Origin of the sequence: Streptomyces sp. NPDC014864, from assembly GCF_043081525.1 — a bacterium.
Lineage (GTDB): Bacteria > Actinomycetota > Actinomycetes > Streptomycetales > Streptomycetaceae > Streptomyces.
In genome coordinates this window covers 539,039-563,671 of sequence record NZ_JBIBWT010000001.1, presented here as the reverse complement: position 1 = coordinate 563,671, position 24,633 = coordinate 539,039, and the positions used below count along the sequence as shown (strand labels likewise).

The 24,633-nt window shown below is 71.6% G+C and carries 22 protein-coding genes; 10 read left to right on the top strand and 12 right to left on the bottom strand.

Annotation, left to right across the window (positions count from 1 at the left end; genetic code table 11):
• Positions 1-12 precede the first annotated feature (12 nt).
• The 3 genes from ACF1A5_RS02705 (at position 13) to ACF1A5_RS02695 (ending at position 4,767) form a co-directional block, all read left to right on the top strand.
• Complete coding sequence (locus ACF1A5_RS02705; RefSeq protein WP_392190985.1) at positions 13-705, top strand: DUF402 domain-containing protein; 693 nt, start codon at positions 13-15, stop codon at positions 703-705.
• A 295-nt stretch (positions 706-1,000) separates the two neighbouring features.
• Positions 1,001-3,166, top strand: coding sequence for a SpoIIE family protein phosphatase (locus ACF1A5_RS02700; protein ID WP_392190984.1), 2,166 nt, complete (start codon positions 1,001-1,003; stop codon positions 3,164-3,166).
• A gap of 137 nt (positions 3,167-3,303) precedes the next feature.
• Complete coding sequence (locus ACF1A5_RS02695) at positions 3,304-4,767, top strand: catalase (protein WP_392190983.1); 1,464 nt, start codon at positions 3,304-3,306, stop codon at positions 4,765-4,767.
• Between the two features lie 104 nt (positions 4,768-4,871).
• On the opposite strand, the gene ACF1A5_RS02690 is transcribed toward ACF1A5_RS02695, so the two are convergent.
• Positions 4,872-7,181 carry a transglycosylase domain-containing protein gene (locus ACF1A5_RS02690; RefSeq protein ID WP_392190982.1) on the bottom strand — a complete coding sequence of 770 codons (2,310 nt, stop codon included), beginning with the start codon at positions 7,179-7,181 and terminating at the stop codon, positions 4,872-4,874.
• 261 nt (positions 7,182-7,442) lie between these two features.
• On the opposite strand from ACF1A5_RS02690, the gene ACF1A5_RS02685 reads away from it, so the two are divergent.
• From ACF1A5_RS02685 to ACF1A5_RS02665, 5 genes are all read left to right on the top strand, one after another.
• Complete coding sequence (locus ACF1A5_RS02685; protein ID WP_392190981.1) at positions 7,443-8,378, top strand: SPFH domain-containing protein; 936 nt, start codon at positions 7,443-7,445, stop codon at positions 8,376-8,378.
• On the top strand, positions 8,324-8,623 hold the full coding sequence (locus ACF1A5_RS02680; RefSeq protein WP_392190980.1) for a hypothetical protein: 300 nt from the start codon (positions 8,324-8,326) through the stop codon (positions 8,621-8,623). Before ACF1A5_RS02685 ends, ACF1A5_RS02680 begins: the two co-directional genes overlap by 55 nt.
• 104 nt (positions 8,624-8,727) lie before the next feature.
• Positions 8,728-9,252, top strand: coding sequence for a PadR family transcriptional regulator (locus ACF1A5_RS02675; protein ID WP_392190979.1), 525 nt, complete (start codon positions 8,728-8,730; stop codon positions 9,250-9,252).
• Positions 9,249-9,947, top strand: coding sequence for an ABC transporter ATP-binding protein (locus ACF1A5_RS02670; RefSeq protein WP_392190978.1), 699 nt, complete (start codon positions 9,249-9,251; stop codon positions 9,945-9,947). Before ACF1A5_RS02675 ends, ACF1A5_RS02670 begins: the two co-directional genes overlap by 4 nt.
• Before the next feature lie 68 nt (positions 9,948-10,015).
• Positions 10,016-12,322: an ABC transporter permease gene (locus ACF1A5_RS02665; protein WP_392190977.1), complete on the top strand. Its 2,307-nt coding sequence runs from the start codon at positions 10,016-10,018 to the stop codon at positions 12,320-12,322.
• 60 nt (positions 12,323-12,382) lie between these two features.
• Here ACF1A5_RS02665 and ACF1A5_RS02660 read toward each other — a convergent pair whose 3' ends face one another.
• From ACF1A5_RS02660 to ACF1A5_RS02645, 4 genes are all read right to left on the bottom strand, one after another.
• Entirely contained in the window at positions 12,383-12,811 is a 429-nt protein-coding gene (locus tag ACF1A5_RS02660) for a hypothetical protein (protein WP_392190976.1), read from the bottom strand.
• A 4-nt stretch (positions 12,812-12,815) separates the two neighbouring features.
• Positions 12,816-13,175 (bottom strand): roadblock/LC7 domain-containing protein, encoded by a 360-nt coding sequence (locus ACF1A5_RS02655; RefSeq protein WP_392191204.1) that lies wholly within the window; start codon positions 13,173-13,175, stop codon positions 12,816-12,818.
• Between the two features lie 71 nt (positions 13,176-13,246).
• Positions 13,247-14,158, bottom strand: coding sequence for a MarR family transcriptional regulator (locus ACF1A5_RS02650; protein WP_392190975.1), 912 nt, complete (start codon positions 14,156-14,158; stop codon positions 13,247-13,249).
• A 92-nt stretch (positions 14,159-14,250) separates the two neighbouring features.
• On the bottom strand, positions 14,251-15,282 hold the full coding sequence (locus ACF1A5_RS02645) for a LysR substrate-binding domain-containing protein (protein ID WP_392191203.1): 1,032 nt from the start codon (positions 15,280-15,282) through the stop codon (positions 14,251-14,253).
• Positions 15,283-15,421: 139 nt separating this feature from the next.
• Between ACF1A5_RS02645 and ACF1A5_RS02640 the strand changes: the two genes are divergently transcribed.
• Positions 15,422-15,976: a peroxiredoxin gene (locus ACF1A5_RS02640; RefSeq protein WP_392190974.1), complete on the top strand. Its 555-nt coding sequence runs from the start codon at positions 15,422-15,424 to the stop codon at positions 15,974-15,976.
• Between the two features lie 2 nt (positions 15,977-15,978).
• Positions 15,979-16,512 (top strand): alkyl hydroperoxide reductase, encoded by a 534-nt coding sequence (locus tag ACF1A5_RS02635; RefSeq protein ID WP_392190973.1) that lies wholly within the window; start codon positions 15,979-15,981, stop codon positions 16,510-16,512.
• A gap of 97 nt (positions 16,513-16,609) precedes the next feature.
• Here the strand turns inward: ACF1A5_RS02635 and ACF1A5_RS02630 are convergent, their stop codons facing one another.
• The 7 genes from ACF1A5_RS02630 to ACF1A5_RS02600 form a co-directional block, all read right to left on the bottom strand.
• The gene (locus ACF1A5_RS02630; RefSeq protein WP_392190972.1) at positions 16,610-17,920 is read right to left on the bottom strand and encodes an AI-2E family transporter; all 1,311 of its coding nucleotides are present in this window, start codon (positions 17,918-17,920) and stop codon (positions 16,610-16,612) included.
• A gap of 160 nt (positions 17,921-18,080) precedes the next feature.
• Positions 18,081-18,782: a transglycosylase SLT domain-containing protein gene (locus tag ACF1A5_RS02625; RefSeq protein WP_392190971.1), complete on the bottom strand. Its 702-nt coding sequence runs from the start codon at positions 18,780-18,782 to the stop codon at positions 18,081-18,083.
• Positions 18,783-19,213: 431 nt separating this feature from the next.
• On the bottom strand, positions 19,214-20,539 hold the full coding sequence (locus ACF1A5_RS02620; protein ID WP_392190970.1) for a PhoH family protein: 1,326 nt from the start codon (positions 20,537-20,539) through the stop codon (positions 19,214-19,216).
• A 412-nt stretch (positions 20,540-20,951) separates the two neighbouring features.
• Positions 20,952-21,725, bottom strand: coding sequence for an isoprenyl transferase (locus ACF1A5_RS02615; RefSeq protein WP_392190969.1), 774 nt, complete (start codon positions 21,723-21,725; stop codon positions 20,952-20,954).
• 847 nt (positions 21,726-22,572) lie between these two features.
• Entirely contained in the window at positions 22,573-23,379 is an 807-nt protein-coding gene (locus ACF1A5_RS02610) for a methyltransferase domain-containing protein (RefSeq protein WP_392190968.1), read from the bottom strand.
• Between the two features lie 121 nt (positions 23,380-23,500).
• Positions 23,501-23,794 carry a hypothetical protein gene (locus tag ACF1A5_RS02605; protein WP_392190967.1) on the bottom strand — a complete coding sequence of 98 codons (294 nt, stop codon included), beginning with the start codon at positions 23,792-23,794 and terminating at the stop codon, positions 23,501-23,503.
• A 74-nt stretch (positions 23,795-23,868) separates the two neighbouring features.
• The gene (locus tag ACF1A5_RS02600) at positions 23,869-24,333 is read right to left on the bottom strand and encodes a hypothetical protein (RefSeq protein ID WP_392190966.1); all 465 of its coding nucleotides are present in this window, start codon (positions 24,331-24,333) and stop codon (positions 23,869-23,871) included.
• Positions 24,334-24,633: the final 300 nt, after the last annotated feature.

Genomic DNA, 24,633 nt, shown 5'->3' with positions numbered 1-24,633 from the left:
TAATATCTGTGCATGACGGACGACGGAGCGGTGAGAGACGTGAAGACGGGCGGTGCGACGGCCTACTGGGCCCCCGGGAGCCGGATCCTGTGGCGGTACCGGGAGAACGGCGGCACGCGCTTCCACATCGCGCGTCCCGTGACCGTCGTCCGTGACGACCCGGAGCTGCTGGCCGTGTGGATGGCGCCCGGCACCGAGTGCGTCAAGCCCGTGCTCGCCGACGGCACGCCCGTGCACGTCGAGCCCCTCGCGTCGCGGTACACCAAGCCGCGGGCGGTGCAGCGCGACCACTGGTTCGGCACCGGGGTGCTGAAGCTGGCCCGGCCCGGTGACCCCTGGTCGGTCTGGCTGTTCTGGGAGCCGGGCTGGCGGTTCAAGAACTGGTACGTGAATCTGGAGGAGCCGCTGGCCCGCTGGGCGGGCGGGGTCGATTCCGAGGACCACTTTCTGGACATCTCCGTGCACCCGGACCGCAGTTGGCACTGGCGGGACGAGGACGAGTTCGCGCAGGCCCAGCGGGACGGCCTGATGGACGCGTCCCAGGCCGAGCGGGTCAGGGCGGCCGGGCGGGCCGCCGTGGAGCTCATCGGCGTCTGGGGCCCGCCGTTCGCCGACGGCTGGCAGCACTGGCGCCCGGATCCGTCCTGGACGGTACCGTCACTGCCGGAGGACTGGGACCGTACTCCCGCGTACGTGTCCTCATGAGACCCTTGATGCGCCCCGGGGCACAAAACGTAGGATCGTCCTCCGCAAGGATGCGGAGGCACAACTCCGCGAGCGCGAAACGAGTCTGACCGATTGTCACCGAGGGGCGGCAGGACGTGAGCGAGGGGTACCACGGCAACACCCGTGCGGGCCGCAGGCGGTCCGCCGGTGGCACAGGAGCAGCCTCTGACCACGCCGGAAATCCGTTCCCGGGACACGCATTCCGGGTATCGGGTCTTCGGCGGGACCATCTGCGCGCGCGGCGCGCAGCCCCGGACGGACGGATTCGACACGCGTGACGGAGCAGCCGACCTCCTTCGAGCGCCCCCAGGCGGGCGTGGACCCCGCGGACGGCCGTGGGGCGCTCCTGCATACCTCCACGCCGCCGCGCGCCTCCGGCGCCGCCGCCTTACCGGTACAGGCCCGCACCGGCGAACCGTCCTCGGGTCCGGCACCGGGCCCGAGGACGGCGCCGGGCGGCACGGGCCGGGAGCCGGCGGCCTCCGGCGGCCCCGCCGGCCCGCCGCCCCCGGGCCCGGTCACCGGCCAGGGCGCGCCCCTGGCCCCGGGCAACGGACCGGAGCACGCCCAGCCCTCGGCCGCCGAGCCGGACACCCACCGGCCGCGTCCCGCGCCGGAGGCCGTCGACCACGTACCGGAGCAGCCCGGCGCCAGGACCGGTTCCGCGCCGGAGCGGCCGGGCGGCGAGCGGCGCACCGGGCAGCGGCTGCCGAACGGCGGTCCGCTGCCGATGCGGCGGGACGGGGACCGGCTGCGGTTCGTCGGGGCGGCCACGCGGCGCATCGCGCGCGGCATGGATCTCGACGAGATCGTCATGGGTCTGTGCCGGGCCACCGTGCCGACCTTCTCGGACGCCATCCTGGTCTATCTCCGCGAGCCGCTGCCGGTGGGCGACGAACGGCCGGTCGGCCCGCTGGTGCTGCGGCTGCGCCGTACCGACCGGATACCGGCGGAGCGGGACACGGAGAACGGGTTCCTGCCCGTCCCGGCCCCGGAGCAGCCGTCGGAGCTGTCGGTGGTGACCAACGAGCTGTGCGAGGTGCGGGCGGGCAGCGCGCTCGGCGAGGTGCTGCGCGGGGTGCGGCCGGTGTTCACGGACGCCTCGGCGGCCCGCGCCGCGCTGGACGAACTCCTGGGTGAGGCATCGGAGTTGTCCGTGCCCGACGGGCAGCGCGCCATCCTCGCGCCGCTGCGCGGCCGGCGCCGGGTGATCGGCGCGGCGCTGTTCCTGCGCCGTCCGGAGCGCCTGCCCTTCGAGCCGGACGATCTGCTGGTCGCCGCCCAGCTGGCCACGCACAGCGCGCTCGGCATCGACAAGGCGGTGCTGTACGGCCGTGAGGCGTACATCGCCGACGAGTTGCAGCGCACCATGCTGCCCGAGACCCTGCCCCGGCCGACCGGCGTGCGGCTGGCCTCCCGCTATCTGCCCGCGGCGGAGACGGCGCGGGTCGGCGGCGACTGGTACGACGCGATCCCGCTGCCGGGCAGCCGGGTGGCCCTGGTGGTCGGCGACGTGATGGGGCACTCCATGACGTCGGCGGCGATCATGGGCCAGTTGCGTACGACCGCGCAGACGCTCGCGGGGCTCGACCTGCCGCCGCAGGAGGTGCTGCACCACCTGGACGAGCAGGCGCAGCGCCTGGGCACCGACCGCATGGCGACCTGCCTGTACGCCGTCTACGACCCGGTCTCGCACCGCATCACGATCGCCAACGCCGGTCATCCGCCCCCCGTCCTGCTCCATCTGGGCGGCCGGGCCGAGGTGCTGCGGGTGCCGCCGGGCGCGCCGATCGGCGTGGGCGGGGTCGACTTCGAGGCGGTGGAGCTGGACGCGCCGGCCGGCGCGACCCTGCTGCTCTACACCGACGGGCTGGTGGAGTCGCGGCTGCGGGACGTGTGGACCGGCATAGAGCAGCTGCGCGAGAAGCTGTCCACGACCGCGCAGCTCACCGGACCCGACCACCCGCCGCCGCTGGAGGCGCTGTGCGACGAGGTGCTCGACATGCTCGGCCCGGGCGACCGGGACGACGACATCGCGCTGCTCGCCGCCCGCTTCGACGGGATCGCGCCGAGCGACGTGGCGTACTGGTTCCTGGAGCCGGAGGACGCGGCCCCCGGCCGGGCCCGCCGGCTGGCCCGCCGGGCGCTGACCCGCTGGGGCCTGGAGGAGCTCACCGACTCGGTCGAGCTGCTCGTCAGCGAGGTCGTCACCAACGCGGTGCGTTATGCCTCGCGTCCGATCACGCTGCGACTGCTGCGCACCGACGTGCTGCGCTGCGAGGTCGGCGACGACGTGCCGCAGCTGCCGCGGCTGCGGCAGGCGCGCGCCACGGACGAGGGCGGTCGCGGTCTCTACCTGGTCAACCGGCTGGCCCGGCGCTGGGGCGCGACCCGGCTGAGCACGGGAAAGGTGGTCTGGTTCGAATTGAACCGGGGCTGAGGGGTACGCGGCCGGGGCCACCCCGGATTGGGACTCGATCTGGACTTTGTCCAAATGTTGCCGACGTCACGGCGGCGGAGTTGACTGCTGGGGTGAGCGAAGCGACCTGATGACTCTCTCAAGCCGGGAGGACGCTCGTGACGCAGCAACCCCAGAAGGCCCCGTACACCACGAACAACGTCGGCGTTCCGGTGGAGAGCGACGAGCACTCGCTCACCGTCGGACCCGACGGCCCCATCCTGCTCCAGGACCACTACCTCATCGAGAAGATGGCCCAGTTCAACCGGGAACGGGTCCCCGAGCGCGTGGTGCACGCCAAGGGCAGCGGCGCGTACGGGTTCTTCGAAGTGACCAACGACGTCAGCCAGTTCACCAGGGCCGACCTCTTCCAGCCCGGCAGGCGCACGCCCATGCTGGCGCGCTTCTCGACCGTGGCCGGCGAACAGGGCTCCCCCGACACCTGGCGCGACCCGCGGGGCTTCGCACTGAAGTTCTACACCGAGCACGGCAACTACGACATGGTGGGCAACAACACCCCCGTCTTCTTCGTCCGGGACACGATCAAGTTCCAGGACTTCATCCGCTCCCAGAAGCGCCACCCGGTGACCGGTCTGCGCGACAACGACATGCAGTGGGACTTCTGGACCCTCTCCCCCGAGTCGGCGCACCAGGTGACCTGGCTGATGGGCGACCGGGGCGTCCCGAGGACCTACCGCCACATGAACGGGTACTCCTCGCACACCTACATGTGGATCAACGGGGGTGGCGAGAGGTTCTGGGTCAAGTACCACTTCAAGACGGACCAGGGCATCGAGTTCCTCACCCAGGCGGAGGCCGACGAGCTGGCCGGTTCCGACGCGGACAAGCACCGCCGCGACCTGTTCGAGGCGATCGAGTCCGGGAACGCGCCGAGCTGGACGCTGAAGGTCCAGATCATGCCGTTCGAGGACGCGGCGGACTACCGCTTCAACCCCTTCGACCTCACCAAGGTGTGGCCGCACGGCGACTACCCGCTCATCGAGGTCGGCCGGATGGTCCTCGACAAGAACCCCGAGGACTACTTCGTCCACATCGAGCAGGCCGCCTTCGAGCCGTCGAACATGGTGCCCGGCATCGGCCCCTCGCCGGACAAGATGCTCCTCGGCCGGCTGTTCTCCTACCCGGACACCCACCGCTACCGGATCGGCCCGAACTACGCCCAGCTGCCGCCGAACCGCCCGCACGCGCCGGTGAACTCCTACGCCAAGGACGGCCCCATGCGGTACGAGCCGTCGAAGGCGGCGCGGCCCTACGCGCCGAACTCCTACGGCGGCCCCGCGGCGGACTTCGGCCGCTTCGGCGAGCCCGCGAGCTGGCACACCGCCGGCGAGCTCGTACGGGAGGCGTACAAGCCGCACCGCGAGGACGACGACTGGGGGCAGCCGGGCACGATGGTCCGCGAGGTGCTGGACGACGCGGCCCGGGACCGGCTCGTCTCCAACGTCGTCGGCCACCTCCGGCAGGGCGTGTCCCGTCCGGTGCTCGACCGGGCGCTGCAGTACTGGCGGAACATCGACAAGAACATCGGCGACCGGATCGCCGCCGAGATCAACGGCGGCTGATCCGGCCTCCTACGGCGGCCGCACCCCGGTAGGAGCGCCCCCGGCCGCCGCGCCGCGCACGAGTGAGGGGCACCCGGTCCGGCCGGGTGCCCCTCACTCGTCGCTCACTGTCCGCTGTTCTGCTGACCGCCCGGGTCGAACGGCTTGTCGCTCGTACCGACCGTCGGCACCTTCGTCGTCGGGGACTGGGTCGGTGTCTGCGTGGGAGTCCTGGACGGCGACTGCGACGGCGTGGCGCTGGGCGTCCGGCTCGGCGCCTCGGACGTCGGCAGCGCGCTGGTGCTCGGGGACTGCGACGGCGTCCGCGACGGCGACGGCGTGTCCGAGGGGGTCGGCGTGGGCTGGACGGCCGCGCCCTGGGTGGTCTCGAGGTCGAACGCCGCCCTGCTGGTCACCCCGAAGGTGTAGTCGGCCCAGATCTGCGCCGGGTAGCCGCCGCCGTTGACGCGGCCGGTGCCCGGGAGGAGTCCCGTGGCACCCGTCAGGCCGACGTGCCGGTACGGCGGCTTGGGCTGCTCGCCGAAGAGGCCGACCGAGGTGACGAGGTCGGGGGTGTAGCCGGTGAACCAGGCAGACCGGTCGAAGTCGGACGTGCCGGTCTTGCCGGCGACCTGCTGGCCGTCGCGGGCGGGGTTGGCCGCCACCGACGTCGTCGCCGTTCCGTCGTCGACCACGCCGGTCAGGACCGAGGTCACCGTGTCCGCGCTCTCCCGGCTGATCACCTGGTCGCCGATCGGGTCGGCCGGCTTGACCACGCGGCTGCTCTGCTCGGCCTCCTTGACGATGCTCGGAGTGACCTTCCTGCCGTGGTTGTCCAGGGTGGCGTAGATCCCGGCCATCTCCAGCGGGCTGGCGCCCATGGAGCCCAGGGTCTGGGCGGGCACGGGCTGCATCCCCTTGGTGTCCATGCCGAGCTTGCCGGCGACCTCCATCACCTTCTCCATGCCCACGTCGACGCCCATCTGCGCGAAGACGGAGTTGACGGACTTGTTCATCGCCGTCTGGACGGGAATGGGACCGTAGTCGGTCCTGTCCTCGTTGGGCGGGCCGAAGCCGACCCTGCGGCCGTGGTCGAGAACCTGGCGTCCGCTGGTGCCGTCGTAGATCGTGCTCGCGCCGATGGGGCGGCCGTCCTGCGTGGTGGCGCCCTCCTCCAGGGCCGCGGCCAGGATCACCGGCTTGAAGGTGGAGGCGGGCTGGAAGTCGTCCCGGGTCGCGTTGCTGGTGTAGTGCGTGAAGTAGTCCTTGCCGCCGTACAGCGCGACGATCCTGCCCGTCTTCGGGTCGACCGAGACGGCGCCGGCCTGGACGGCCGCGTCGACGGTGCGCTTCTTCGGTTCCAGCTTGCTGGTCAGCCGCTCCTTGACCGCCCTCTCCAGCGCGGCCTGCTTCTTCCGGTCCACGTTCAGGGTGATGGTCCAGCCGCGGCCCTCGACCTCGGCCTCCGCCTGGGACGGGGTGATGCCCTCGTCCTTCATCAGCTTCTGTTCGAGCTGCTTGTTGGCGAGGTCGATCAGATAGCCCTTCTGGCCCTCCCGGCCGGGGGCGCCCTTGGGGTCCTTGGGCACGGGGAACTTCATGGCCCGGCGCTTGGCGGAATCCAGCCAGCGCTCCTCGACCATGTTGTCCAGGACGTAGTTCCACCGGGCCCGGGCCAGCTTCTTGCCGGTCGGCGTCGCGGCCGCCCAGTCGTACTGGCTCGGCGCCTGGAGCAGGGCCGCGAGGTAGGCGCCCTGCTCGACGGTGAGCCGGTCGGCGTCGACGCGGTAATAGGCCTGGGCCGCGGCCTGGATGCCGTAGGCGCCGCGCCCGTAGTAGCTGGTGTTGATGTAGCCCTTGAGGATGTCGTCCTTGCTGAGCTTCTGGTCCACCTTGAGCGAGATGACCAGTTCCTTCAGCTTGCGCGTGACGGTCTGGTCCTGGTTCAGGTAGTAGTTCTTGACGTACTGCTGGGTGATCGTCGAGCCGCCCTGCGCGCCCTTGCCGCTGAGCGTGTTGATCAGTCCGCGGGCCGTGCCCTTCAGGTCGACTCCGGAGTCGTGGTAGAAGGTCTTGTTCTCGGCGGCCACGAAGGTCAGCTGGACCTTCTTCGGCACCTTGGCCAGGTCCACGCTCTCGCGGTTGACCTCGCCGTCGCGCGCCAGGATCGAGCCGTCGCTGTACTTGTAGACGTTGCTCTCACGCTGGGCGGCCTCGTTGCCCTGCTTGGGGATGGGCACCACGAGGTACAGCACGATGAACCCGCCGATGCCCAGCAGGCACAGGCCGAGGAACGTGCCGAGGATCCTCTTCCAGGTGAACAGCCGGCGTATGCCGCCCCTGCCCGGTCCGACGTCTCCGCGCGACGAGGGCTGCGCCAGCGCCGCGCGGTGGCCACCACGCTGTCGCGCTCGTCGTTCTTCCGCTCGTCCCATGGGTCCGTCCGCTCCGCTTCCTGCTCGGGTGTCACTCGCGTGGGTGACGGAGATCAGCTCGCAAAGCTAACACCGCCGTCTATGACAAAGAGGGGGCGATCCGCTCTTTTACGGACGTGACAATCAGCACCCGCCCCAACGAAACCGACGTACGGGAGGCGCCAAGGGTTGCCAGGAACAGAAAAAGTGTTATCACTTAGCTAGACCAATGAGAGCGGCCGCCCGTCGACCGCTTCGAGCCGCAGGAGAACGGGGGACCCCATGTCCGCACACGACCACGCACCCGCCGCCGACATACCCGAGATGCCCGCGCCGCGTGTGCGGGAGTTCCCGGCGCGCAGCATCGGCGGCGGCTTCGCCCTGCTGCTGGGGCTGCTCGGGCTGCTGGTCGCCGCCGCCATGATCGCCACCGCCGCCGTCGTCACAGCCGACGGCCCCAAGGCCGGGCTGATCGTCGTGGGCGTGCTGGTCGGCGTCGCCGCACTGCTCGCGATGAGCGGCCTGAACATGGTGGCGCCGGGCGAGGCGCGGGTCGTGCAGCTCTTCGGCCGGTACCGGGGCTCGATCCGCGAGGACGGGCTGCGCTGGGTGAACCCGTTCACCTCCCGGGAGAAGATCTCCACCCGGGTGCGCAATCACGAGACCCCGGTGCTCAAGGTCAACGACGCCTACGGCAACCCCATCGAGCTCGCCGCGGTGGTGGTGTGGAAGGTGCGGGACACCGCGCAGGCCTCCTTCGAGGTGGACGACTACCTGGCGTTCGTCGCCACGCAGACCGAGGCGGCCGTGCGGCACATCGCCATCGAGTACCCCTACGACGCCCATGAGGCGGACGGGCTGTCGCTGCGCGGCAACGCCGAGGAGATCACCGAGAAGCTCGCCGCCGAACTGCAGGCACGCGTGGAGACGGCGGGCGTGACGATCATCGAGTCGCGCTTCACGCATCTCGCGTACGCTCCCGAGATCGCCTCGGCGATGCTCCAGCGGCAGCAGGCCGGCGCGGTCGTGGCGGCCCGGCGGGAGATCGTGGACGGGGCGGTCGGCATGGTCGAGGCCGCGCTCGCCCGGATCGCCGAGCGGGACATCGTGGAGCTGGACGAGGAACGGAAGGCGGCGATGGTGTCGAACCTGATGGTGGTGCTGTGCGGGGACCGGGCGCCGCAGCCCGTCCTCAACACCGGGACGCTCTACCAGTGACGGATCCCGCCGAGGGGCCCGCCCCCGAGCGCCGGCCGCGGCAGCGCAAGCAGGTGCTGCTGCGGCTGGACCCGTCCGTGTACGACGCGCTGGCCCGGTGGGCGTCGGACGAGCTGCGGTCGGCGAACGCGCAGATCGAGTTCCTGCTGCGCCGCGCCCTCGCGGAGGCGGGCCGGCTGCCGGGCGAGGCGGGCCCGCTGCCCCGCCGCGGCCGCCCGCCCGGCGGCCCGTCCCGGCCTCAGTAGCAGAACCGTGACAATCGGCCCCCACCTGTGCCGCCGTACCCGCCGCCACCGGTCGGCCACGGCGCGTATACACGCGACGTATACACCGTGTGTAGAGTGCGGCCATGTCCATCGGTCACACCCTTCTGGGCCTCCTGGAGTCCGGGCCGCGCCACGGCTACGACCTCAAGCGGGCCTTCGACGAGAAGTTCGGTCACGACCGGCCGCTCCACTACGGCCAGGTCTACTCGACGATGTCCCGGCTGCTGCGCAACGGGCTCGTCGAAGTCGACGGCATCGAGGCGGGCGACGGCCCGGAGCGCAAGCGCTACGCCATCACCGAGGCCGGGATCACCGATGTCGAGCGGTGGCTCGCCACACCGGAGAAGCCCGAGCCGTACCTGCAGTCGACCCTCTACACCAAGGTCGTCCTCGCGCTGCTCACCCGGCGCGACGCCTCCGACATCCTCGACACGCAACGCGCCGAGCACCTGCGCGGCATGCGGATCCTCACCGACCGCAAGCGCAAGGGCGACCTGGCCGACCAGCTCATCTGCGACCACGCGCTGTTCCACCTGGAAGCGGACCTGCGCTGGCTGGAGCTGACCGCCGCCCGCCTGGAGAAGCTCCGTGCGGCGGTGACCGCATGACCCGTACGGCACCTCCCCCCGGCTCCCTGCTCACCGCCGAGAACCTGCGCAAGGCCTACGGGCCCACCACCGCGCTGGACGGCGCCGACTTCTCCATCCACCCCGGCGAGGTCGTCGCCGTGATGGGCCCCTCCGGTTCCGGCAAGTCCACACTGCTGCACTGCCTCGCCGGGATCGTCACCCCCGACTCGGGGACGATCGCGTACGACGGCCGGGAGCTGTCGGCGATGAGCGACGCCGGCCGCAGCGCGCTGCGGCGCTCGGAGTTCGGGTTCGTCTTCCAGTTCGGCCAGCTCGTGCCCGAGCTGACCTGCGTGGAGAACGTGGCCCTGCCGCTGCGGCTGAACGGCACCTCCCGCAAGGAGGCCGAGCGGGCCGCGCTGGCGTGGATGGAGCGGCTGGAGGTCGACGACCTGCGCCGGAAGCGGCCCGGTGAGGTCTCCGGCGGTCAGGGGCAGCGGGTCGCGGTGGCGCGGGCGCTGGTCACCGGGCCGCGGGTGCTGTTCGCCGACGAGCCGACCGGCGCGCTCGACTCCCTCAACGGCGAGCGGGTGATGGAACTGCTCACCGACGCGGCCCGGTCCGCGGGCGCCGCCGTCGTGCTCGTCACCCACGAGGCGCGGGTGGCCGCTTACTCCGACCGCGAGATCGTCGTCCGGGACGGCAGGTCGCGGGACATGGAGCGGATCGTATGAGCCCGCGACGGGGGCACCTCCCCGCTCGGGGGGAGCCGAGAGCCTGGGGGAGGACCAGGGACCTGGGCATGGGGGTCAGGTTCGCCTTCACCGGCGGACGCGAGGGCTGGGTCCGGGCGCTGCTGACGGCGGTCGGTGTCGGGCTCGGCGTGGCCCTGCTGCTGCTGACCACCGCGATACCGAACGCGCTGGCGGCCCGGCACGCGCGGGAGGCCGCGCGCCAGGACTACACCTACGGCCAGAAGGTACCGCTGAGGGCCGACGACACCCTGGTGATCGCGGACGTTGACACGCGCTACCACGACAAGGACGTCCGCGGGCGGCTGGTGGAGCCCGAGGGCGCGCGGGCGCCGCTGCCCCCGGGCGTGGCGGCCTACCCGGCGACGGGCGAGATGGTGGTCTCCCCCGCGCTGCGGGACCTCCTCGCCTCGGACGCCGGGAAGCTGCTGCGGGAGCGGCTGCCGTACCGGGTGACCGGGACGATCGGCGAGCGCGGCCTGATCGGCTCGCACGAACTGGCCTACTACGCGGGCGCCGAGCACCTCGCCCCGCTGATCAACCGCTCGACGGTGGCCCGGATCAGCGAGTACGGCGAGCCGCGTCCGACGTCCGAACGGACGGACCCAGTGCTGATCCTGCTCGTGCTGGTCGTCTTCGTGGTGCTGCTCATGCCGGTCGCCGTGTTCATCGCGGCCGCGGTGCGGTTCGGCGGCGAGCGGCGCGACCGCAGGCTGGCCGCGCTGCGGCTGATCGGCGCCGACAGCCGGATGGCCCGGCGGATCGCGGCCGGGGAGGCGCTCGCGGGCTCCCTGCTCGGCCTGGTCCTCGGCACCGTCTTCTTCCTGACCGGCCGGCAGATCGCGGGCTCGGTCGAGATCCTCGACATCAGCGTCTTCCCCGGTTACCTCAACCCCTCGCCCGGGCTCGCGCTGCTGGTCGCCGTCGCGGTCCCGGCGGCCTCGGTGCTGGTCACCCTGTTCGCGCTGCGCGGGGTGGTGATCGAGCCACTCGGCGTGGTCCGTACCGCCAAGCCCGCGCGGCGGCGGCTGTGGTGGCGACTGCTGCCGCCGCTCGGCGGTCTCGGGATGCTCTCCCCGATGGCCGGCCAGGGCCGCACCGGCGGGGACTTCAACCAGTACCTGGTGACCGGCGGGGTCGTCCTGCTGCTGGTCGGCGTGACCGCACTGCTGCCGTGGATCGTGGAGACGGTGGTCGCCCGGCTCGGCTCCGGCCCGTTGGCCTGGCAACTGGCCGTGCGCAGGCTTCAGTTGAGCAGCGGCACGGCGGCCCGCACGGTCAACGGCATCGCGGTCGCGGTGGCCGGGGCGATCGCGCTGCAGATGCTGTTCGCCGGTGTGCAGGGCGACTACACCAAGGCCTCCCGCAACGACCTGTCGCGGGCGCAGATGCAGGTGAACCTGCCCCCCGGGGTCCGCACCGGCCCGGCCGCGCGGGAGTTCGCCGGCACCCGGGGCGTGCGCGGGGTGACCGCCCTGTACGGGGGCAGCCTCGGCGACGCGTCCTGGACGAAGGGGCCGGAGCGCACCGCCGAGGTGACCGTCGGGGACTGCGCGTCCCTGCGCGAGGTGGCGGCGCTGCCCTCCTGCCGGGACGGCGACCTCTTCGTCGTCAGCGGCGGCGAGTACGACACCGACACCCCGGCGCTGGCCGAGCCCGGCAGGAAGCTCTTCTTCGACCCGTCCTACGCCGGCCCCCGCGCGGTCCCGGAGGTCGCCTGGACCGTACCGCACGGGCTGAAGCCGGCCCGGTCGGTCAAGGACCCGACCGGGGTGCGCCACGGCGGCTTCCTGATGACCCCGGGCGCGCTGCCCCCGGGAGCCGAGACGTCGGTCGTCGGGCAGATCTACCTCTCGCTCGACCGGTCGGTGCCGGACGCGGTCGAGTACGTACGGAACACCACCGCACGCGTCGCCCCCACGGCGGACCCGATGCTGTGGGCGGCCAGTGAGCAGTCCAGGAAGTTCACCTCCATCCGCACCGGCCTGTTCGTCGGCGCCGCCTGTGTGCTGGCGCTGATCGGCGCGAGCCTGCTGGTGTCGCAGCTGGAGCAGTTGCGCGAGCGCAGGAAGCTGCTGTCGTCGCTGGTGGCCTTCGGCACCCGGCGGCGCACGCTGAGCCTGTCGGTGCTGTGGCAGACGGCCGTCCCGATCACGCTGGGCCTGCTGCTGGCGTCGGTGGTGGGGCTGACGCTGGGCGCGGTGCTGCTGCGGATGACGGACGCCACGGTCGGCGTGGACTGGGCGAGCGTGCTGACGATGACCGGCATCGGCGCGGCCGTCGTCCTCGTGGTCACCTTGCTCAGCCTGCCGCCGCTGCTGCGGCTGATGCGCCCGGACGGGCTGCGGACGGAGTAGCGCCCGCCGCGCCGGGCCCCTCCCCTCGCCGGGAGGGGCCCGGCCCGCTGCCGGGCCCGCTCAGAGGCCGTACTCCTTCACCACGCGCCGGGCCTGGGCGAAGAGCATGCCCACGTTGACGGACTTGCGGCACACCACCACGGCGACGACGTCCTGCTGCTCGGTCATCCGCAGGAACAGGTGGGTCAGGTTGTCGCTGTTGACCAGGATCTCCTGGAAGAAGTGGTTCTCGCTCGCGCTGCCCCGGCGCTCCTTGAAGACGTCCTCGATCATCACGACCGTACGGCCCTGGAACAGGTCCAGGGTGGCGCCCGCCAGCAGGTCCAGGACCTCCGGCGGGTGGTTGTCCACGGTCTCGTAGGACAGCAGCATTCCGGTGGACATGTCGACCACGCCCGCGGCGAGGCAGTCGGGCGCCTCGGACCGCAGGGACTTGACCAGGCCCATCACCTGGTCGGAGAAACCGGCAGTCATACGCTTCGTCGCCATCCCTTCACACTCCCTCGGGGGCCTTCTCGGTCAGGATCGAGTCGATGCGCCGCAGCGCGGGCCGGGTCGCGCGGTGCAGCCGGTCGACGTCCATCCCCTCGTCGCCGAGCACGACCATCAGGGCGGTGTCGCCGACCGCGTAGAAGGCGGCGCAGCCGTGGCTGCCGTACGTCACCGTCTGCCGCAGCACCCCGCGCGCGGTCGCCTCGGCGGTGCGCCGGGCGAGTCCGAGGCCGGCCGCCGCGAGGGCGGCCAGCGACTCGGGTTCGATCGAGTCGGCGGTGTCGGCCGCGATGAGCAGGCCGTCGGCGGCCGCGACCGCCGTGTCGGTGATTCCGGTCACCTGCTCGCGCAGCCCGCGCATTTCGAGCGCGAGGGCTTCGTGATCCACGTAATCAACTCCCCTACATGACATATGGCATGGGTGCGTGTTCTTCATTTCGCGGATCCGTTCCGCAGGCGGAAGAAGCCTTTCCAGCTCGCCCCGTGCTTGCGCGGGGTGAGGGCTTCGGTGATGCCGCTGGCGCCGGGTGTGCGGCGGGGCAGGGAGACCGGCGGGCCGGTCTGCTCGGGCGGCCTCGGGGGCTGCGGCGGGGGTCTGCGGTGGCTGACGACCCGCACCTGCGGCGGTATCCGGACCGCGACGGGCGTGGGCGTCTCGGCGCACTCCAGCAGGCCCCGGGCGAGCATCCGGCCCATCTCGACGGTGACCGTGTAGACCGCGCGGCCGGTGCGGAAGGCGAGGTCCCGTGCGGTGCGGCGGCCGTCGGCGTGACCGAGCAGCTCCTGCTGCAGCTCGGTGACCCGGGCGTGGTGGCGGGCGGCGGGCCTCGGCCGCTCCCGGTCGGGACGGACCGGGTACGGCAGGGCGGCCAGGGCGGTCAGCTTCCGGCCCACGTCCTGCATCATGCGGGTGGGCGGCTCGCCGACCGCGACCGGGGCGAGCGGCTCGCCGCCGGCGGCGCGTTCCCAGCCGTCGACCGGCCCGGCCGCCATGGCGAAGGCCGCGTCGTGCAGCGCCATCACGCAGATGACCCTGAGCTGGGCGGCGCCCGCGTGCCCGTGCGCGATCAGGGCGGCCGCCGGCCAGGGCGCGCCGCCCGCCTCCCGGACCAGCTCGGCCCACTGCTCGCCGGTGAGCCGGCCCGAGCGCAGCAGGAGGACCGTGGCCCCGGGCGCGCCGGGGCTCTCGGCCGCGACGACGAGTCCGTCGCGCAGGTGGAAGGTGCCGCCGGGCCGGCCGGACACCCGCAGCTCGCCGGTGAACCCCTCACGGCTGCTCGCGCTCAGCGCCTGCCCCAGTTCGGCGTACCCGAGGGGGCCGAGGGAATCTCCGAAATCCGACATCACTCCCCCTGGCCTGTCGCACATACGCCTGACGCATCACTCCGCGGGGGTATGTGTATCAACCGGGGGGCGCAGGGTCGGCCCGGGTCTTCCTACCTGCCGCCACTTGACGGAATTTGAGGAGCCGGGCAACCCAAAGAGCTTTGTTCGGCGCTCATTTGATCGATTCCGTGATCCCTTCGGACGTCCGGGCCGAGCACCCGTACGGGCAGCGGACGCAGGTCCTCGCGCAGGGCGGCGGCCAGTTCCCGGTACTCCGCGCCGCGGGCCGCGCCGCCGCGCATCACGAGGGCGATGCGGCGGGAGGGGGCGGGTTCGGCGAAGCAGCCGGTGAGGAGCTGGTTGCTGCGGGAGGTCTCGACCTTGAGCGCGGTGCGCGGCAGCAGGGTGCAGCCGAGTCCGCCGGCGACGAGCTGGACGAGCGTGGACAGGCCCGCGGCGGTCGTGGTGACCGGCGCGTCCTCACGCCCGGCCTCCCGGCAGATGTCGAGGGCCTGGTCGCGCAGGCAGTGCCCCTCGTCGAGCAGCAGCAGGTTCAGCTCCCTGAGCGCCTCCCGGGGGATGCCCTCGCGGCCGCCGAGCCGGTGGTCGAGCGGGGTGACCAGCACGAAGTCCTCGTCGAACAGCGGGAGTTCGACGACGCCGGGCACGCCGAGGGGCACGGCGAGCAGCAGCAGGTCCAGCCGCCCGGCGGAAAGCCCCTCCAGCAGGTTCGCGGTCTGCTCCTCGTGCACCTGGAGGTCGAGGTCCGGGTAGCGGTCGTGGACGAGCCGCAGCACCGTGGGCAGCAGGTACGGCGCCACGGTGGGGATGACACCGAGCCGCAGCGCGCCCGTGAAGGGGGCCCGGACCGCCTCGGCCTCCTCCAGCAGCGCCCCGACCTCGACCAGCACCGCCTTGGCGCGGACGGCCAGCCGCTCACCCTCGGGTGAGAGCAGCACCTTGCGCGTCGTACGCTCCAGGAGGGTGACACCGAGTGCCTCCTCCAGGGCGGAGACGGCGCCGGAGAGCGCCGGCTGGCTCATCCCGATCGCCGCGGCGGCGTCCCGGAAGTGCAGGTGCTCCGCCACGGCCGCGAAGGCCCGCAGCTGCGCGAGGCTCGGCTGCCTGCGCTTACTACCCATGGTCACTGATAACCACCTCCGATCAACTTGACCGAGTGTAGCTATTTCCGCAATCAATGCACTCTGTGCCAGCATCGTGAGCGTCCAACCCATGGGGGACGCCGGCACAACCGGTGTCTCCTCGCTGCAAGGAGAGCGTGTGCTCACTGTCGGTGACAAGTTCCCCGAGTTCGAACTGACCGCCTGCGTCTCGCTGGAGAAGGGCGAGGAGTTCGAGCAGATCCACCACAAGTCCTACGAGGGCAAGTGGCTGGTGGTCTTTGCATGGCCGAAGGACTTCACTTTCGTCTGCCCGACCGAGATCGCCGCCTTCGGCAAGCTGAACGAGGAGTTCGCCGACCGCGACGCGCAGATCCTCGGCTTCTCCGGTGACTCCGAGTTCGTGCACCACGCCTGGCGCAAGGACCACCCGGACCTGACCGACCTGCCGTTCCCGATGATGGCGGACTCCAAGCACGAGCTGATGCGGGACCTCGGCATCGAGGGCGAGGACGGCTTCGCCCAGCGCGCCGTCTTCATCGTGGACCCGAACCGCGAGATCCAGTTCACCATGGTCACCGCGGGCTCCGTCGGCCGTAACCCCAAGGAGGTCCTGCGGGTCCTGGACGCCCTGCAGACGGACGAGCTCTGCCCCTGCAACTGGTCCAAGGGCGAGGAGACCCTCGACCCGGTCAAGCTGCTGGCGGGTGAGTGAGCATGTCGCTCGACTCCCTGAAGTCCGCCCTTCCTGACTACGCCAAGGACCTGAAGCTCAACCTGGGCTCGGTGATCGGCAACTCGGACCTGCCCACGCAGCAGCTGTGGGGCACGGTCCTGGCGACCGCCATCACCGCGCGCTCGCCGATCGTCCTGCGGGAGCTGGAGCCGGAGGCGAAGGCGAACCTGTCGCCGGAGGCGTACACCGCGGCCAAGTCCGCGGCCGCCGTCATGGCGATGAACAATGTCTTCTACCGCACCCGGCACCTGCTGTCGGACCACGAGTACGGCAGCCTGCGGGCCGGTCTGCGGATGAACGTCATCGGCAACCCCGGCGTCGACAAGGTCGACTTCGAGCTGTGGTCCTTCGCCGTGTCCGCGATCAACGGCTGTGGCATGTGCCTGGACTCGCACGAGCAGGTCCTGCGCAAGGCCGGTCTCGAGCGCGAGGTCATCCAGGAGGCCTTCAAGATCGCCGCGGTGATCGAGGCGGTCGCTACGACCCTGGAGGCGGAGGCCGCGCTGGCCGAGTAGCTCCGGCCGCGTCGCACGACGCCATGATCACGGCCCCCTCCCACCGCGGTGCGAGGGGGCCGTAGTCACGGCGTGCGGCCGGGCCCGGCCGCGGGGCTCAGCCGGCCGGGTCGCCGGCCGGTGCGTCGGCGGGGACCTCTTCGGCCACGGGCTCCTGGCGGGGGCGGGCGGGCAGCCGTACGGTCCGTTCCTCGGAGTAGGACCGCAGATAGCCCACCACCGTGTTGGTCACCGCCACCAGCGGGACCGCGACGACCGCGCCGCCGATGCCCGCGATCATCCCGCCCGCGGCGACCGACAGGACCACCGCCAGCGGGTGCACCCGGACCGCGCGGCCCAGGATGAAGGGCTGCAGCACATGGCCCTCGATCTGCTGCACCGCGAGGACGACCACCAGCACCATGAGCGCGGTGAAGACACCCTGGGTGACCAGCGCGACCACCACGGCCAGCGCGCCGGACACGACCGCGCCCACCAGCGGGATGAACGCGAACAGGAAGATGAACACGGCCAGCGGCACGGCCATGGGGACGTTCAGGAAGTAGATGCCGAGGCCGATGAAGATCGCGTCGATCAGCGCCACGATCACCGTGCCGCGGACGTAGGCCGTCAGGGTGCGCCAGGCGCGCGGGCCCGCCCCGGCGACTCCCGGCCGGGCCGCCGCCGGCACCAGCTTCAGGGTCCACTCCCAGATCCGCCGCCCGTCGTACAGCAGGAACAACGTCGAGAAGATGGTCAGGAGGATGCCGGTCAGCGCCTCCACCACGACCGTGACGCCCTCCAGCCCGGCCGACGTTATCTGGTCGGTGTTGGCGCCGACGGCCTCGCGCAGGTTCTTGGCTATCTGGTTGATCTGCTTGTCGGTGACGTGGAAGGGGCTGTGCAGCAGCCACTTGCGCAGCTCGTCGATGCCGTCCTGGATCTGGCTGGAGAGCGTGTCGATGTTCTCCATGACCTGCCAGGTCACGAACCACCCGATCAGCCCCATGATGACGAAGCCGAGGATCGCGGTGAGCGCGGTGGCCGGACCGCGCGGCAGTCCGCGGCGGCGCAGCCGGGCGACCGTGGGCTGCATCAGCGCCGTGATGAGCAGCGCGGCCACGAAGGCGAGGACCACGAGCTGGACGGCGCTGATGGCCCGCATCAGCACCCAGACGGTTCCGGCCAGTACCAGCACCCGCCAGCCGGCCTCCGCCGCGACCCGGACGCCCCAGGGCACGGCCTGGACGGGGTCGGGACGTGCCGGGGCGAGGCTCTCGCGGTCGGGCACCGGGCCCGTGCCCCCCGACGGCTCCGGGACGGACCCGGCGTCTTCCTTCTCGGCCTCCGCGCGGCGCTCGTCCAACCGCTCACCCATCTCGGTGAGTCCGGCGCCGAGCCGGCCGAGCCACCCTGGCACCTTCGACATGATCCGTCCTCTTCCCCCGTCCGTCCCCACCACTCCCCCCAGGAGTCGTTCCGTCACGCTACATGGCGACAGCCCCTCCCCCTAGGACGGGGAGGGGCTGCGCGGGGTTGAGAGCGGCGCCCGCCGGACGATCGCTACGGGCGCCGTGGGCCGCTCGGGCTCAGTACCAGTGGTTGGCCGACCAGAACGACCAGGCCTGGCAGGGGCTGCCGTACCGCTCGTTCATGTAGTTGAGGCCCCACTTGATCTGGGTGGCCGGGTTGGTCCGCCAGTCGGCACCGGCGGAGGCGTACTTGCCGGCCGGGAGCGCCTGGAAGAGACCGTAGGCGCCGGAGGACGCGTTCACCGCCTGGTAGTTCCAGCTCGACTCGTGGTTCACGATGTTGCTGAAGCACTGGAACTGGTCGGCGGCGACCATCTGGCGCGCCATCGCCTGGATCTGCGCGGCGGTGTACGAGCTCTGGACGGGGAAGCTGGAGGAGTCCCGGCTCGCGCTGCGGCTGGCCGCCTCGGCCTTGGCCTTGGCGCGCTCCTTGGCCTCCTGCTCCGCCTTCTCGGCGGCCGCCTTCTTGGCGATCGCGGTCTGGGCGGCAGCCTTGCGGGCGGCCTCCTCCGCGTCCTTCTTCGCGCTCGCGTCCGCGGCGATGGCCTGTGCGTCGGCCTGCTGCGCGAGGGAGGCGGTCTGCACCTGGGCCTGCTGACCCGCGGGTATGTCCGCAAGAAGCGTCGTCGCGTCTGCTGCCGTCGCTTCGGCGTCGTTGTTCTGCGCGGTGCTGCCCGAGGCAACGCCGACGACGCTTCCGACAGCGGTGACCGCGGTGGCCGAGGCCACTGCGAATCCCCGGACCGAGATCCGGCTCACACGGTTTTCCTTCCAGCATCGCCCGCTTCGGTGACCCTGGCGGACGCAATCGTGCCCCCTGGCACTGGCCTCCCAACTGCGGGGTCACGGAGGCACGGGCCCGCTGTGCAACTCCCTTCACGGGAGAGCCACGTGATGCTCGGGCGGCATACGACGACGCTATGGAGTTGGCTGTGATGCTCAGGTGTTGCTGTACCGCTGGGGGCACAGGTGTGTCGTATGCGGGGCCTGACAGGAGAGAGACTCTGCCGTAACCCCGCGCCGCAAGGCAATTCCGAAATGCGTGTGAAAGCTCACACCGGGTTTGGCCCTGGGGATTTCGAGAAACCTCCGCACACGCCGACGCCGCCCGGCTAAGCTCTCGGCCTTTACCGGACGGCGCCAACTTCCGCTCCGTCGCCCCGAGACGGGGCATTCGGGGGCGGATTCGATCAGATGTGCCCCTCCTCCAGCATTTCGGTCACAAGGGCCGCGATCTGGGACCTCTCGGACCTCGTCAGCGTCACGTGCGCGAAGAGCGGATGGCCCTTCAGTTTCTCGACGACGGCGACGACACCGTCGTAGCGACCGACCCGCAGATTGTCCCGCTGTGCCACGTCATGAGTCAGAACGACCCGTGAATTGGCGCCGATCCGGGAAAGGACGGTCAGCAGCACGTTCCGTTCCAGGGACTGCGCCTCGTCCACGATCACGAACGCGTCGTGCAGTGAGCGGCCGCGGATGTGGGTGAGCGGCAGGACCTCCAGCATCCCGCGCGCGGTGACCTCCTCGATGACCTCGCGGCTGGTGACGGCCGACAGCGTGTCGAAGACCGCCTGCGCCCAGGGGCTCATCTTCTCCGCCTCGTTGCCGGGCAGATAGCCGAGTTCCTGCCCGCCCACCGCGTACAGCGGGCGGAAGACCATCACCTTCTGATGCTGACGGCGCTCCAGAACCGCCTCCAGGCCCGCGCACAGCGCCAGCGCCGACTTGCCGGTGCCGGCCCGCCCGCCCATCGACACGATGCCGACGTCCGGGTCGAGCAGCAGGTCGAGCGCGATGCGCTGCTCCGCGCTGCGGCCCTTGATGCCGAAGGCCTCCCGGTCGCCGCGAACCAGGCGGACGTCGCCCTCGGCCGTGACCCGCCCGAGCGCCTTGCCCCGCTCCGACTGGATGGTCAGGCCGGTGTGCACGGGCAGGCCGTCGGTCTCGGGGACCTGGACGCGCCCGGCCTCGAAGAGGGTGTCCACCTGCTCCGCGGACAGGGTCAGTTCGGACATCCCGGTCCACCCGGAGGCGTCCGTGATGGCGAGTTCCGCGCGGTACTCCTCGGCCAGCAGGCCGACCGAGGAGGCCTTGATGCGAAGCGGCAGGTCCTTCGAGACGACGGTGACGTCGAACCCCTCGGCCTGCAGATTGCGGGCGACCGCGAGGATGCGGGAGTCGTTGTCCCCCAGGCGATAGCCGGTGGGCAGCACGCTGGGGTCCGAGTGATTGAGCTCGACGCGGAGCGTTCCGCCGAGGTCCCCGATCGGGATGGGGGCGTCGAGACGGCCGTACCGGACCCGGTAGTCGTCGAGCAGGCGCAGGGCCTGACGGGCGAAGTAGCCGAGTTCGGGATGGTGCCGCTTGGCCTCCAGCTCCGTCACCACGACGACGGGCAGCACGACCTCGTGCTCCTCGAAGCGGCTCAGGGCGTTCGGGTCGGCCAGCAGGACGCTGGTGTCGAGAACATAGGTGCGCCGGTCGGGCTTGCGGCGCTTTGTGCTGGTCACCACGGAAGGACGTACCCCCTCGGATGAGGTCGGGGAGCGACGAGATGGAGCTGGGCCGGTCGACGGCACCCGCGCGCGGCGGGCCGAGGACCGGCCCTCCGCGGCTGCGTCCGTGCTGTGACCGCACGGTCGGGCTGGTGCAAAGGGCCTCCCGGGCGGACGGCCCCGTGCCGCCCGCTGAGATCCGACACCCGTGGTTCGGGTGTCGACCTGTCTGGCTTATGCCCTCGAACATGCGCCGTCATGCAAATGCACGGGGCGGCGCACGTGTGAACTCCGCGTTACATCCGCCTCTGAGGGGGTATCCATGCGCCCTTCGGGCGGACCCGCCGAAGCCGGGCCCGCCGGGCCGCGGCGAAGGGGCGCCGGGCGGAGTTTCCGCCGGTCAGCGGCCGTGCCGGAGGTCGCGCGGCGGTCAGCCGCCGTAGCGCCGGTGGCGGGCGGCGTAGTCGCGCAGGGCCCGCAGGAAGTCGACCTTGCGGAAGGCCGGCCAGAAGACCTCGCAGAAGTAGTACTCCGAGTGGGCGGTCTGCCAGAGCATGAATCCGGACAGCCGCTGCTCGCCGCTGGTGCGGATCACCAGGTCCGGATCGGGCTGGTCGCCGGTGTAGAGGTGCCGGCCGATCATGTCGACGTCGACGGACTCGGCGACGTCCTCCAGCGCGACGCCCTTGTCGTGGGCGTCGAGCAGCATGGAGCGGACCGCGTCGGCGATCTCCTGGCGGCCGCCGTAGCCGATCGCGACGTTGACGAGTATCCCGTCGACGTGGGCGGTGGTCTCCTCGGCCTCCTTCAGCGCGGTCTGCATCTGCGCCGGAAGCAGGTCGGGCGTGCCGACGTGGTGGACGCGCCAGCGGCCGTCGGCGGCCAGGGTCCGTACGACGTCCTCGATGATGCCGAGGAGCGGGACGAGCTCCTCCTGGGGGCGGTCGAAGTTGTCCGTGGACAGCAGCCAGAGGGTGACGACTTCCACGTCCGTCTCGCTGCACCAGCCGAGGAATTCCTCGATCTTCTCGGCGCCGGCCCGGTGACCGTGGACGGTGCTGGAACCGGCGGCCTTCGCCCAACGGCGGTTGCCGTCCATGATGACGCCGATGTGCTTGGGCACCTGAGCGTGGTCCAGGTGACCTTCCACCCGGCGTGCGTACAGCCTGACCAGCAGGCCGCGCAGCTTGTCGCGCAGGTTCACGTGTTCGTCAGCCCCTCCGTCTGGATCGGACAGGCGCGGCCGGGGGCGATCCCTGCCCGCGCGGCGGCCTCGTCCGTATGGCGGTCCCCGGGGGCGAAGCCTACCCCCGACCCGGCAAGGGTCCCCCCAACGGGTGCGCGTGCGCGCCCGGGTGCATCAGACGCTCCCCCCGGAGCTCCTACAAGAAACGGGCCGGTCCGTGGGGGGGAGACGGACCGGCCCGAGGGGGGGTTTCCACCATAACCCTTCGTAAGTGATGTCGCGTGCATCGGCGTGCAACAACTACTCTCCGGAGTCGCCCGGCGACGCCGTGAGAGGCTTGGAGGCTGTCATTCCGGGGGTGACAGTGGCCGGATCACAGCGGATTCACAGGTGAATCGGGCGGGATGCGGCGGGAACCGCAGGAATTGGGCCTTCTTGGTGACCGCGCGGCGCGTTGCCTCCGCGTCCCTCCCCCGGGCGACCCGGCCGCGAACGCCCGATTGACGCCGGCACGTGTTCCGCCCCGGCCCTCCGGCCCATGCCGACAGGCTCAGAGCAGGCGGGCACGGCACCGCGCGGCCCCCTCCACCGCGCGGTACCGCCCGCGCAGCTTTGCTCACGCGAATTGCCTTGGTCTGAACTTACGTGAGGCGGACGGGTGACGCGAGGGGCGGACGATAACGATGTGAAAAACGGGACGCCCTGGCCTGCCCCTCGGGGGCACTTTCCGGACGGTCGCTTTCTAGCCATCTCTCATCGCGCGGCGAAAGGGGGCGCGGCGCCGCGCCGGTGGGGCGGGGCGGCGGACGGGTCGGTGGGAGGGACGCGGGGGGGCAGCGGGTCGGCGGGTCAGCGGGTCAGCGGGTCAGCCCACCGGCTTGCCCGCTCGCGTCGGCTTGCGGGCGTCGAAGAGGTGGCGGGTGCTGTGGGCCACGAACGGCCCGTGGCGCGCGATGCGTTCGTGCAGCGCCCGCAGCCGGAGTGCGTACGCCTCGACCGTGAACCCGGGGACCATCCAGATCACCTTGCGCAGGAAGTGGACGACGGCGGCGATGTCGTGGAACTCCATGCGCAGGCGCTCGGCGCGCAGATCGACGATCTCCAGCCGGGCGGCCTCGGCGTCGGCGCGCTCCCGCTCGGGGTGACGGCCGCCGCGCACCGCCTCGGACTGCGGCCCGAGGAACCACTCGACCAGCTCGAAGGCGCTGGCGGGCCCCACGTGCTGGGCGAAGTAGGTGCCGCCCGGTTCGAGGACGCGGGCGATCTCCGCCCACTGCGGCCGTACGGGGTGCCGGCTGACCACCAGGTCGAAGGCGCCGTCGGCGAACGGCAGCGGCGCGTGGTCGGGCGAGGCGACGACCACGACGCCGCGCGGGCGGAGCAGTCCGGTGGCCTCGGCGGCGTTGGGCGGCCAGCCCTCGGTGGCAGCGACGAGCGAGGGGACCCGGCCGGCCCGGCCGAGGGCGAAGTCGAGGACCTCCCCTCCCCCGGTCTGCACATCGAGCGCGGCCCGCGCGCGGGCCAGCCTCCCCGCCATCGATACGGCGTACCCCCAGGACGGCCGCGCCTCCGTGGCCCGCCCCTCGAACCAGGAGAAGTCCCACCCCTCGGTGGGCACGGCGGCGCCTTCGGCGACGAGGTCCTCGAAGCTGCGGTGCCTGCTGTCTGCCATGCCCCGATGCTCGCAGGACACGACCGCCGCCCGCCTCCCCATTTACGCCCCGCGCACGACACCACGGCCGGGGCGCCGGTCACGCCGACGGAACCGGGGGACGCCCGACAGGGCCGCCCGCCTACTCGGCCGGGGCGAGCACCAGTTGGGCCCCGAGCCAGAGGAGCGCACAATGCAGCGGCACGCAGGCGGACCATCCCGTCGCCCGCCGCGGGCCGTGACGGACCACCTGCACCCAGCCGACGCCCGTCAGCAGCAGCGCGAGCCCCCACAGCGCCCACGCCGCCACAAGCCACGGCGTCGAGAGACCCGTGAACACCCGCAGGAGCGCGACCGGGATCAGCACGATCAGCGGCACACCCCAGGTGCCCTCGGTGACGGGGGAACCGGTGTCCGCGGACTGGCCGTTCGCCATTGCCCTTCCTTTCGGAGTCGTTCCTTCGGCGCGGTCCGGCCCGCGGGGAGCGGGCCGGACGGCTCACTGCCGACTCAGTGGTTGAAGTGCCACCAGATGTCGTAGAGGCTCAGGCCGGGAGAGACGGCCTTGATGGCGTACTTGACGTACCACGGGCGGGAATCGACCCACCGCTTGAAGTCGTCGTACTTGCCCGCCACGGCCTTGGTGAAGCCGGCGATCTTCTTCAGCGCGGCGGCGATCTGGCCCCACTTGGGCACCTTGAGGGCCGTGATGCCCCCGCCGGGCTTGCTGGGTGCCGCAGCCGCCTGCTGAAGCGCCGCCAGGTCCTGGCCGCCGCCGAACTCGGCCATGAAGGCCTGCACTTCGGGGTCCTTGCTGTCGAGCAGCGCCTGCAGCGCCTGAGCCGCTTCGGGCTCCTGCGCGGACGTCACCACCGGCGTCGGCGCGTCCTCGGCCATCGCCATGGGGGCGGCGGCGGCCACACCAAGAGCGGCCAGCACGCTCACGGCGGCGAGACGTATGCGAATGGGTTTCACGTAGACTTCCCCTTGCAGTTCCAAGGGGGAAGAGGACGTGCGGGAACGCCGGTAGGCGTCCAAACTTAACGGCCCCCCGAATGCGCTTCTTCCCCCGCATTCACGCCCGACCGGTTGGTCGTGCCGGTCGGTCGAAAAGGGACTCTAGCAGTAAAGATCATCCCTTTGGATCGCAAAGCGTGTGCAAGGAATCACTGGCGCGAACGGAACCTTTCGCCTGAATCGGCCCTCTGTACCTGATCGGCCCGCGGCACTTATTCACCCCCCGCAACCCACGTCCTCGCACCCGCGGTGACAGCC

Bases quoted from the DNA above. Each gene is read 5' to 3' on its own strand.
- ACF1A5_RS02705 (WP_392190985.1), top strand. From the start codon at position 13: ATGACGGACGACGGAGCGGTGAGAGACGTGAAGACGGGCGGTGCGACG.
- ACF1A5_RS02690 (WP_392190982.1), bottom strand. From the start codon at position 7,181: ATGGGACGAGCGGAAGAACGACGAGCGCGACAGCGTGGTGGCCACCGC.
- ACF1A5_RS02685 (WP_392190981.1), top strand. From the start codon at position 7,443: ATGTCCGCACACGACCACGCACCCGCCGCCGACATACCCGAGATGCCC.
- ACF1A5_RS02675 (WP_392190979.1), top strand. From the start codon at position 8,728: ATGTCCATCGGTCACACCCTTCTGGGCCTCCTGGAGTCCGGGCCGCGC.
- ACF1A5_RS02670 (WP_392190978.1), top strand. From the start codon at position 9,249: ATGACCCGTACGGCACCTCCCCCCGGCTCCCTGCTCACCGCCGAGAAC.
- ACF1A5_RS02665 (WP_392190977.1), top strand. From the start codon at position 10,016: ATGGGGGTCAGGTTCGCCTTCACCGGCGGACGCGAGGGCTGGGTCCGG.
- ACF1A5_RS02660 (WP_392190976.1), bottom strand. From the start codon at position 12,811: ATGGCGACGAAGCGTATGACTGCCGGTTTCTCCGACCAGGTGATGGGC.
- ACF1A5_RS02655 (WP_392191204.1), bottom strand. From the start codon at position 13,175: ATGCGCGGGCTGCGCGAGCAGGTGACCGGAATCACCGACACGGCGGTC.
- ACF1A5_RS02650 (WP_392190975.1), bottom strand. From the start codon at position 14,158: ATGTCGGATTTCGGAGATTCCCTCGGCCCCCTCGGGTACGCCGAACTG.
- ACF1A5_RS02645 (WP_392191203.1), bottom strand. From the start codon at position 15,282: ATGGGTAGTAAGCGCAGGCAGCCGAGCCTCGCGCAGCTGCGGGCCTTC.
- ACF1A5_RS02635 (WP_392190973.1), top strand. From the start codon at position 15,979: ATGTCGCTCGACTCCCTGAAGTCCGCCCTTCCTGACTACGCCAAGGAC.
- ACF1A5_RS02630 (WP_392190972.1), bottom strand. From the start codon at position 17,920: ATGTCGAAGGTGCCAGGGTGGCTCGGCCGGCTCGGCGCCGGACTCACC.
- ACF1A5_RS02610 (WP_392190968.1), bottom strand. From the start codon at position 23,379: ATGGCAGACAGCAGGCACCGCAGCTTCGAGGACCTCGTCGCCGAAGGC.
- ACF1A5_RS02605 (WP_392190967.1), bottom strand. From the start codon at position 23,794: ATGGCGAACGGCCAGTCCGCGGACACCGGTTCCCCCGTCACCGAGGGC.